General features: G+C 68.8%; 9 protein-coding genes. 4 read left to right on the forward strand and 5 right to left on the reverse strand.

Annotated elements, in window-relative coordinates:
• Positions 1 to 10: 10 nt before the first annotated feature.
• The gene (locus ABFS34_03315; GenBank protein MEN8374455.1) at positions 11 to 2,236 is read right to left on the reverse strand and encodes a BamA/TamA family outer membrane protein; all 2,226 of its coding nucleotides are present in this window, start codon (positions 2,234 to 2,236) and stop codon (positions 11 to 13) included.
• 256 nt (positions 2,237 to 2,492) lie between these two features.
• Here ABFS34_03315 and ABFS34_03320 point away from each other — a divergent pair, with 256 nt between their 5' ends.
• Positions 2,493 to 3,179 (forward strand): tetratricopeptide repeat protein, encoded by a 687-nt coding sequence (locus ABFS34_03320; protein MEN8374456.1) that lies wholly within the window; start codon positions 2,493 to 2,495, stop codon positions 3,177 to 3,179.
• 135 nt (positions 3,180 to 3,314) lie between these two features.
• On the opposite strand, the gene ABFS34_03325 is transcribed toward ABFS34_03320, so the two are convergent.
• The 3 genes from ABFS34_03325 to ABFS34_03335 are packed head-to-tail and all read right to left on the reverse strand — an operon-like array spanning position 3,315 to position 5,338.
• Positions 3,315 to 4,088 (reverse strand): lysophospholipid acyltransferase family protein, encoded by a 774-nt coding sequence (locus ABFS34_03325; protein MEN8374457.1) that lies wholly within the window; start codon positions 4,086 to 4,088, stop codon positions 3,315 to 3,317.
• Entirely contained in the window at positions 3,992 to 4,606 is a 615-nt protein-coding gene (locus tag ABFS34_03330; GenBank protein ID MEN8374458.1) for a hypothetical protein, read from the reverse strand. The genes ABFS34_03325 and ABFS34_03330 overlap by 97 nt, the downstream gene beginning before the upstream one ends.
• Positions 4,607 to 5,338 carry a polyprenol monophosphomannose synthase gene (locus ABFS34_03335; GenBank protein MEN8374459.1) on the reverse strand — a complete coding sequence of 244 codons (732 nt, stop codon included), beginning with the start codon at positions 5,336 to 5,338 and terminating at the stop codon, positions 4,607 to 4,609.
• Positions 5,339 to 5,559: 221 nt separating this feature from the next.
• Between ABFS34_03335 and ABFS34_03340 the strand changes: the two genes are divergently transcribed.
• Positions 5,560 to 6,978 carry a hypothetical protein gene (locus ABFS34_03340; protein MEN8374460.1) on the forward strand — a complete coding sequence of 473 codons (1,419 nt, stop codon included), beginning with the start codon at positions 5,560 to 5,562 and terminating at the stop codon, positions 6,976 to 6,978.
• A gap of 24 nt (positions 6,979 to 7,002) precedes the next feature.
• Here ABFS34_03340 and ABFS34_03345 read toward each other — a convergent pair whose 3' ends face one another.
• Complete coding sequence (locus tag ABFS34_03345) at positions 7,003 to 7,722, reverse strand: class I SAM-dependent methyltransferase (protein ID MEN8374461.1); 720 nt, start codon at positions 7,720 to 7,722, stop codon at positions 7,003 to 7,005.
• A 208-nt stretch (positions 7,723 to 7,930) separates the two neighbouring features.
• Here ABFS34_03345 and ABFS34_03350 point away from each other — a divergent pair, with 208 nt between their 5' ends.
• Both ABFS34_03350 and ABFS34_03355 read left to right on the forward strand, forming a co-directional pair.
• Positions 7,931 to 9,124, forward strand: a complete 1,194-nt coding sequence (locus tag ABFS34_03350) for a glycosyltransferase family 4 protein (GenBank protein MEN8374462.1) — start codon at positions 7,931 to 7,933, stop codon at positions 9,122 to 9,124.
• A 44-nt stretch (positions 9,125 to 9,168) separates the two neighbouring features.
• The coding region (locus ABFS34_03355; protein ID MEN8374463.1) for a GDP-mannose 4,6-dehydratase at positions 9,169 to 9,542 on the forward strand (374 nt) is incomplete at its 3' end.

The raw sequence follows: 9,542 nt of genomic DNA on the forward strand, positions 1-9,542 counted from the left end.
CCGCGCGGGTTCAAAACGCCTGTCCCACGGCGAGGTGAAACTGCAGCCTGTTGAAGAAGGTCTGCTCCTCCTCGAACAGTAGCTGCACGCGGGTCGGCTCGCCGTCCTCGGGGATCTCGAACAGCGGGCCCTGCGGCGAGGCCTGCGGGTTGAACGCCAGGTCCATGCGGATGGGCCCGACGGGGCTGCGAATACGGAGGCCCACCCCGGGCGTGATGCGCCAATCGGAATCCAGCTCGTCGAGCCCGCCGACGGTGACCGTGCCCGCGTCGGCGAAGGTCGCGAGGCGCACCCGGTCGGGCAGGAACGGGGAAGGGAAGCGCAGCTCGAGGCTGGCTATCGCCGAGGTCGTGCCGCCGACCGGTACGAAGACCGTGTCCGTCGCCACCCCGGATTCCACGTCCTCCTGCTGGAATATCCACACGCCGGGGCCGAGGGTGTTCTGCCCGAAGCCGCGCACGCTCGTGGCCCCGCCCGCGAACAGCCGTTCGTCCGGCGGCAGAACGTCCTCGCGCGCGGCCTCTACGTTGGCCGAGTCGGTGGTCACGGTCGCCGTGCCGAGAAAGCTCGATACGCGGGCCTGAACGGCCACGACCCAGTCCGGGCGGACCTCGGCATACGTGGCCGCGCCGACGCCCACCTGGACGAAGTCCAGATCCGACCCCAGGCTCGGCGTCGCCCAGGTGGTGGACGCTCTCAGCTGGTAGCCCCCGCGGGGGTCGATGGGCCCGTCGCGCCGGTCACGCGTCCAACTCACGTCGAAGCCGTTGCGCCAGCGCGGTTCCAGCAGCACCGAGACGTCGTCCTGGCACACGCTCAGCGTGAGGCAGAACACCGCTCGCGACGCCTCCACCGAGGCCCGCTCCGCGTTGACGCCGATGGCCCCCAGGTCTCCCGAGCGGAAGCTGCGCTGCAGCCCCAATCGGCCGCCGCGCGCGTTGCGCTGGAATACCTGCGGCTCGCTGACGCGCTCGACGAATCCGCTGAGCGCGATCTGATTGCGCGCGCTGATGAAGAAGGGGCGCGTGAAGTCCGCGGTGAGCTGATAGTCGAGCTCATCCCCGAAGTCGAGCTCGTTGCCCAGCACGTCCGTCTCGAACTCGTTGCACACGCTTCTGCCGAAATCGAACGCTAGGGGGTCGCCCAGACCCAGCTTCGACACGCTACCGCCGATCGCCAGCCGCCGCGCCCCGCCCAGAAAGGACCTGCTCACCCACGTGGCGTCCACCCGGCCGCAGCCCACGTCGCCGAACCCCAAGCCGGCGTCCATCAGGTGCACGTCGCCTTCGGCCACTTGAACCAGGACGGACGCCTGGGTGCTGTCGGCCGGAGTGACCTGCAGGGAATCGGGTGCCATGGCGACACTCGCGAAGCGCACGATCTCCAGGTTGTAGAGGCCGCGCTGAGCCTCCGACAGCCTATCGACCTGGAGCAGCTCACCCTGGCGCACCCCCACCTGCCGGATAATCGTGCCGCGGCCCAGCCGCTCGGCGCCGACCAGGATCACCGTATCCACGCGCACGATGGGCCCCGGGATGGCGAGCAACTCGGCGTCGGCCCGGTCCCTGAGCGTATCGACGCCGAAGTTCCGCAGGATCTCGGAGAACGCGTGCCCGCGCTGGCGCAACTGCGCCTGGACGGTGTCCGCCGAGGCGGAGAAAAGTGCCAGCTTGAACGTATCGCCCTCGGCCAGCGGCAGACGCTCGCGGAGCCGAGCCGTGTCCAGAACGCCGGCCAAACCCTCCAGCCCCAGGCGCTCCACGAACACAGCATCGCTGCGCGCGATACGGAAGGTGACCCGCACTGATGGTGCCTCTCCAGCGGGCGCGGTCCGAGGCGACTCGATCTCCAGGACCATGGGCCGGACGGTGGTGCCGAAGAAGCCGTTCTGCCGGTAGAACAGCGCGAGTCGACCCACGTCGTCGCGCAGCGTCTCGAGGTTCAGATAGCCACGCTGACGGCCGAGTCCCCCCACGCAGACGGGCATGCCGAGAAGCGCACACCGGCTCGCGCGCGTGCCCACGAGCGCCCGCAGAGAGTCCGCCGAAAAGGGCTCCGCCCCCTCGAACACGACCTCATCGATCTCGCTCCCCGTGAGGTCGACGAAGGTGGGAAACAGCTCGGCCCCGGCGCCGCGAACGCAGCCCGCAGCGGCGACCGTCACCAGCAGCGCCTGCACGACGCTCCGCCGGCGGCGGTGTAGCGGTCGCTCGGTGCGCGAACGAGGTCGAACCATCAGCGTCTTCGGGGGCTCCATTGGCGAGAGGATTCTGAGCGCTGTCGCCACCTCCCGCAATCGCCGCGGAGACCCGGCGGCGGGGGGGGAAGACGGCGCGTCCCGTCCACACCACGTACCCCCGTGGGCGCGGATTGACCCGGTGCCTCCGTTTCGGTAGTCTAACAAGCTGTGCCGGCGCCGTTCGGGGGTTTGTCCGCGAGCGGCGCCATTGACGACACCCGATACCCGTGGCGAGCCGCCCGCGGAACCACATATGGCCAAGCACCGAAACGTCCCGCACCATTCCCACGAGGACCCCGACGACAAGTTCGTCGCGGCCGTCGTCACCGGAACCGACTGGTTCAAGCGGAATTCGCGGGTCGTCACGATAGCCGCCATCGCCCTCTTCATAGTGGTCGCCGGCGGCCTCTATTGGGTGCGCTACCAGAGGACTCTTCGGGAGGCCGGCAGCGCCCAGTTGAGCGGCATCCGCCAGACCGTCGCGACCGGCAACACGCCTCTCGCCATGCGCGACCTGACCACCTTCCTGGATAACTTCGGCGCCACCCCCTCCGGCGGCGAAGGCCGTCTCCTCATGGCCCAGCTGCTGCTCGTCGAGGGTCGCAACGAAGAGGCCCTACAGGCCGCCTCACAGCTCGCCGCGGACCTGCGCGATCCGCTGGGGCCGGGCGCAGCGCGCCTTGCCGCCGCCGCCTACGAGCAGATGGACCGCTTGCCGGAGGCCGAGCAGGAATTCCTGCGCATCGCCGAATCGGCACCGAGGTCTTTCGAGCGGCACCAGGCCATGGCCGACGCGGCCCGCATCCGCGCCCAGCGTGGCGACGCCCAGGGCGCCGCCGATCTCTATCGTCAGCTGCTTGACTCGGTTCCCGAGACCGACCCCCAGTACCCGATCATTCGGCTTCGCCTCGGCGAGGTGGAGGCACGCTCCGGCGCCTGAGGGCCCTCCCGGAGCTTCTTTCTTTTCTCCCTCCCCGTCCCAACATCCCAGAGTTTCGTATAATAGGGATTATGTAAACCTGTCCCGTGAGACGGTGTGGAAAATCTGCGCACTTCTCCCCTTCCTCGAGTACGCTCAGCTGTTGATGTGAACAGCGGGCGGGCCAGCGCCCAGTCGCCGAATCGCCCCCATGACCGCCGCGGCCGTCTCGTCCAGGGCCCGCTCCCGCGCAAAGCGCTCGTCCATCTTGGGCAGCGGCACCGGCGGTCCGAACGCGATCCGGACGGGCGCGCGCCGTACGCCACCGCCCCAGCGGGGCCAGACGTCGTAGGATCCGGAGATGGCGCACGGGATCACCGGCACGCCGGCCTTCAAGAGGAGCCGCAACGTGCCGAGCCGGGGCGGCTGCAGGACGCCGTCCCAGGACCGCTCGCCCTCGACGTACACGCCCACCGCCCTGCCTTGCGCCAGACGCCGCAGGGCGACGCGCACGGCCTGCGGGTCCACCTGGTAGCGCCGCACCGGAAAGGCCAGCAGGTGCTCTCGGAGCAGCCAGCCCAGGATGGGCGTCCCGAACTGAGTGCTCTTGGTCATGGTGTGCAGCGGCCGGCGGCAGAAGGACTGGATCAGGATCGGATCCAGGACGCTCTGGTGATTGGCCACCACCAGACACGCTCCCTCGGACGGCACGTGTTCCCCGCCGGTTACCCTCACGGATGGCAGGAACAGCCGCGACGTTACCCGGACAAGCGTCTGGAAACCACGATACACCGCCACTCGCTCGGGCACGCGGCCTGGGCCGGAAGAGTTCTTCAAAGCGCCACGATGCGCGGCTGGAACTCCCGGATCTCGCCCCAGCCCCGCTCCGCGTAGAGCCGCCTGAGGGCCAACTGAAGGAGTTCCTCCCACAGCCGCGGCGAGCCGGTGAGGAAGCGAAACGTCACTACCGGGGAGCCGCGAGGCTTGATCTGCACCAGGCGCGAGCTCGATTGGATGCCGGTGATGACCTCGCAAGCCCACGACCGTTCCCCCTCCGGGTCGCAATCAAGGCGCAACTCGCCGGGATACAGCCTCAGCGTGCCACGCAGCGTCTCTCCCTGCGTCTCCCGGAAGCCCAGCACTTCGCCCGCGCGCCGCACCGCCTCGTCCGGACCGGCGATGGTGGCCTCCACCGCGTCCGCGCGGATGGCGCTCTCCGGACCCGCTTGCGTCGTGGCTTCGCCGATATCCGGAAGGCGCCCGAGCCAATCGACCGCGCTCCCCGATTCCGGCGTCCCGTCCGGCGCCTCGCCCACGATCTCCGCGCGCGCGCCGCGCCGGAAGCGGGCGCCACAGCGCGAGCACGCCGATGCCCCCTTCCCCTCCCGCGCCACGGCTCCCACCGTCGCGCAGTAGGGGCACGCCCACAGCAGATCCCCGATCGCCACCTACAGACGCCGAAAGAGGCGTAGTAGCCGCAGATACCACACCCGCCAGACCGCCTCCACGATGATCGCCTTGGACATCTTCGACTCACCGCTGTCGCGGTCGGCGAAGACGATGGGGATCTCCGCAATGCGGAAGCCCTTCACCCACGCCCGCAGCGTCATCTCGATCTGGAAGGCGTAGCCCTCCGAACCGACCGCGTCGAGGTCGATGGCCTCCAGGACTCGCCTGTGGTAACAGCGGAAGCCCCCCGTCACGTCCGCGACCGGCACCCCGGTGATGCGGCGCGCGTAGGCGTTGGCGAACGACGACAGGATCAGCCTGGTGATGGGCCAGTTCACGACCGTCACTCGGCCCCCCAGGTAGCGGGAGCCCAGCACGACGTCCGCGTCCTCGGCGGCCTCGAGGAACTGCGGCAGGTGCTCCGGGTCGTGGGAGAAGTCGGCGTCCATCTCGAACAAGAGCTCGTAGTCTCGTTCGAGGCCCCACTTGAAGCCAGCGAGATAAGCTGTTCCCAGACCTAACTTTGCAGGCCGATGCATCACGTGGACCCTGGGCTCGGCCCCGGCCATTTCGTCGGCCACCTGCCCGGTTCCGTCGGAGCTGGCGTCGTCGATGACCAGCACCTCGATGCCGGGGTCCTGGGCCAACACCCGCGGTATCAGCCGCGGGATGTTCTCGCGCTCGTTGTATGTGGGAACTATGACGAGCGAACGTCTATCCTCTCGCCCCATTCGCCTCCGTCGGTGTGTTGGATTGCTCGGTCGGATCGAATGTACAACGTTAGTCTGCCGTTTCGAGCCAAACAACCGCCGCCGGGGTCCCTCTCCGCGGCGCTTGCAGAATGGACCGGTGAACTGCTAATCTGGTGGTATCGGTCAGCTCATCGCTTGGACATCTCCCCCGCCTGTCGGTCCTCCGGTCGATCAAACGTACGACAACGTGAGGTTCACTCATGGTCCTCGGGAAATCCCCTGCATCGGTAGTCGACCCGACCCCCTCGTTCGGCGCCAAGCGGGTGATCGGGCCGCGCCTTCGGCGCATCGGACTGATCCTGGCGCCCGCCCTCATGGCGGCCTGCGGCGGCGCCTCCCCGATCGACCCTCCAGAGTCGCTGGAGCCCCGCCTGGAGGTCACCAAGGAGGCGCTCGCCTCTCCCGTAACCGCCGCCACGGAATTCGGCTTCGTCGTTCGGATCACGAATTCCGGGACGGGCCCCGCGACTCAGCTCGTCGTGCGGGATACGCTGCCCTCGGGAGCTGATGGCCCGTGGCTGATCGCGGCCAATACGGCTTGTCGGGTAACCGCCTCCACCGGCATCCTGGATTGCTCGCTGCCCAGCCTCGCGGCGGGCGCGGACTTTTCCGTACAGGTGACGTCCTTCGCATCTCGGTACTCCTGCGGTCTCTTCAGCAGCAGGGTCCATGCTGCGGCCGAAGAGGTCGCGGCGATTACTGCCGACGCGGAGGTCTCGGTCGTGTGTCCGGACGGACAGCCCGAGGGGATCCTGTCGGGGCGCACCCCCCTGGCCAGTCGGCCTTTCGGGCTGGATGTGTCCGTTCTGGGCGACGTATACGTGGCTCGGCTGGATGCGGATGTCGCACGAGGCGTGACGCCGTTCGGCGATGTAGAGGGATCGATTCCGGTGGGCTTCGTGCCCCGCGACGTGACGTTCACGCCGCGCGGGACCATGGCGGTGGTGACGAACGAGGGTTCCGGCAACATCGGCCTTGTTGACGTCGCAACGCACGCCCAGACGCGTACGCTTCTGGTCACCGGCTCGCCCTTCCGGGTCATCACCAACCCGAGCGGCGATCGGGCTTACGTTTCCGCAAACGACCACGTCGTCTCCGTAATCGACCTGGTAACCCGCAGAGTGCTGGCGTCGATAAGTGTCGGTAGGGATCCGAATGGGCTGACATTCTCCACCGACGCCTCGCTGCTGTATGCGTCGAGCAGCAGGGGGACCACCATCTCCGAGATCGATCTCGCGACCAACGCGGTCCGCCGCACGTTCGAGATCGGTGAGGCTTCGCAGGACATCGCGGTGTCAGCCGACGGAGGAGTCCTCTACGCCGCCCTCGAGGGAAGCGGCAGGGTCGCCAAGGTCGACCTGGCGACGGGGGCGCTGGACGGTTTCATCGGGCTGCCCACCGGAGCGAGGCCATTCGGACTGGGCCTCACCCGGAGCGGAGCTCGGCTCTACGTATCCGGGGGAATGGCCACCGGCGCGATCTACGTGATCGACCTGCCGACCGGGCAGATCGAGCGCGAGCTGATCGTCGGTGGCAATCCGCGTCGCATCGCTTTCACCAACGATGGCTTCACCGCCCTCTTCACGAACGAGTCGGGCTGGGTCGACGTCATTCGGTAAGCCCGGCCGAGGGGATCCTTCGGCTTAGTCGGGCCCCCCGTGGGGAACAACTTCCGCGCGCACGGACACGAACGCGAACTGGTAGTTGCGGCCCACAGGGATCAGCGCGTTCGCGAGCCGCCGGAGCCAGCGCACCGGGGCCGGCGCCGGCTTGGTGTGCCAGGGGTCCTTGCCCACCCGTGTGACGTCGAGGCCCGCGGCTCCGAGCAGCCGGCCCCACCCGCGCCGATCGAGGAGCAGCTCGAGGTTGTCACGCTGCTCCGTTCCCGCCATCCCGCGGATCTGCCAGCCGAGGAAGCGCTCGTTCGGCACCACGACCAGCGCCCTGCCGCGCGGCTTCAGGACGCGCGCGATCTCGCGCGCCCCGCGCTCGGGGCTCGGGAAGTGCTCCAACGTGCCGAGCGCGCTGACGACGTCGAACGTTGCGTCGGGGAACGGGAGGGCTTCGCCGTCCGCGGAGAGCGCGTGCGCCGACCCGGCCAGGTTTCCGGCCGAGCTCAGGGCGCGCAGCGACAGGTCCACCCCGACCGCCCGCCAGCCGGCGAGCGACCGGACCTCGCGCAGCATGAAGCCGGGCCCGCAGCCAACATCCAGCCAGGCCCCTCCCGGCGGGAGCGGTCGCAGCAGGTCCAGGTACGCCCCGAAGTCGCGCGGAGGCGACGGCGGCCCGGCGTACCACCGGTCGTAGTATCGGATGGATCGCTCGAGGAGGCCGGCCTCCTCCGTGGGGTGCGGGTCGTTCATCGGGATCAATGTACGCGCCTCTTCGCCGCCCGCACGGTCTGCCGGCCCGGGACCCGCTGTCAACGCGTGTGATCGCCTGATTCCAGGGAAGGAAGCGTGGGCGCCGTGATGCGCTAGCGGCTATGATCGCTTGGAAGAGTCTGCCCGGCGCGGGTATACTGTCACCGTTCTGTCCAAGACAATCCACCCATGGGGGCGAACCGATCGAGTGAGGGTCCTCTACATTGTCACGGCGTACGATCGCCGACCGGGGGACGGCATCACGCCGTGGCTCGTGCAGACCATCGACCGCTTGGCGGCTCGGGGAGTGGAGGTGGAGGTGTTGGCTCCGTCCTACCGCGGACTGGCAAGCGGGCGGGTGAATGACGTCATGGTTCACCGCTTCCGGTACGCCCCCGCGCGCTTGGAGGCTCTCACGCACGATCAGACGGCGGCCGACCGGGTGCGCGAGCGGCCGGCCTATCTGGCCCTCGTGCCCGGATTCCTCGCGGCAGCGGCGGCGGCAGCGGCCCGGGTGTCCCGGGACGGAGATTTCGACCTGGTACACGTCCACTGGCCCCTACCCATGGCCATCCCGGGCCTGGCGGCGAGGCGGGCGGCCGGCATCCCCATGGTTTGCTCCTTCTACGGCGTCGAGCTCACGGTGGCGCGCTCGGCCCCGGTGCCCTTTCTGGTGCCGTTCCTGCGCCACGTCATCCGCAGCGCAGACGCCGTCACGGCCATTTCCAACTACACGGCCGGGCTCGTGAAGGCCTTGTACGAACGGCCGGTGGAGATCATCCCGTTCGGCGCGACGACGCCCGTCCCCGACGCTCCCCCTCCGCTGGACCCCGCGCCGCCGCTGCGCCTCCTCTTCGTCGGCCGGTTGGTCGAAAGGAAGGGCGTCCACTACCTTCTCGACGCCGTGGCACGGGCTCGCGATCGCGTGCAACTGGCGGCGGACATCGTGGGTCGGGGCCCGGAGAAGTCCGCCCTGGAGGCCCGGGCGGCCGAACTCGGCGTGGCGGACATCGTGACGTTCCACGGACACGTCTCCGACGACCAACTCATCCGCCACTACGAGCGCGCCGACGTCTTCGTCTTACCCGCGGCTTTCGACGAGAAGGGTGACGTTGAGGGGCTGGGGGTGGTCCTGATCGAAGCGATGGCGTATGGACGGCCCGCCATCGCCAGCGACGCGGGCGGGATCCCCGACATTGTCCGCCACGGTGAGAACGGACTCCTCGTTCCGCCGGGCGATGCCGAGGCCCTGGCCGCGGCCATCGAATCGCTTGCCCTGGATCCGGCACGGGTCGCGGATCTGGGACGCCGGGGTCGCGAGTACGTCGCCGAGAGGTTCGGCTGGCCCTCCGTCATCGGCTCGCTGGAGGCGCTGTACGCGCGCCTGACCCGAGCGCGCTGAGCCCGGAAGCCGGTCCGCCACCGAGGACGATTGGAACACAAGCCATGAAACGGCGCGCTCTCATCACGGGAATCACCGGCCAGGATGGCAGTTATCTGGCCGAGTTGCTGCTGGAAAAGGACTACGAGGTGTTCGGGCTGGTGCGCCGCGCGAGCACGGTCAACTACGAGCGGATCGCTCACCTCCAGGGCGACATGGAGCTCATCTACGGCGACCTCACCGACTACCACTCGCTGGTGTCCGCGGTACGCCAAGCTCGTCCCGGCGAACTGTACAACCTCGCCGCTCAGTCGTTCGTACACACTTCGTGGACCCAGCCCGAGCTCACCGGCCAGGTTACGGGGCTCGGGGTGGTACGCGTGCTCGAAGCCGTCCGGCTCGTGGATCCCGCGATCCGTTTCTACCAGGCGTCGTCCAG

The sequence above is a fragment of the Gemmatimonadota bacterium genome (assembly GCA_039715185.1).
Lineage (GTDB): Bacteria > Gemmatimonadota > Gemmatimonadetes > Longimicrobiales > RSA9 > DATHRK01.

What these genes read in the sequence shown, in the direction of transcription:
- ABFS34_03320 (MEN8374456.1), top strand. Translation starts at nt 2,493, where the DNA reads ATGGCCAAGCACCGAAACGTCCCGCACCATTCCCACGAGGACCCCGAC.
- ABFS34_03340 (MEN8374460.1), top strand. Translation starts at nt 5,560, where the DNA reads ATGGTCCTCGGGAAATCCCCTGCATCGGTAGTCGACCCGACCCCCTCG.
- ABFS34_03315 (MEN8374455.1), bottom strand. Translation starts at nt 2,236, where the DNA reads ATGGTTCGACCTCGTTCGCGCACCGAGCGACCGCTACACCGCCGCCGG.
- ABFS34_03335 (MEN8374459.1), bottom strand. Translation starts at nt 5,338, where the DNA reads ATGGGGCGAGAGGATAGACGTTCGCTCGTCATAGTTCCCACATACAAC.
- ABFS34_03345 (MEN8374461.1), bottom strand. Translation starts at nt 7,722, where the DNA reads ATGAACGACCCGCACCCCACGGAGGAGGCCGGCCTCCTCGAGCGATCC.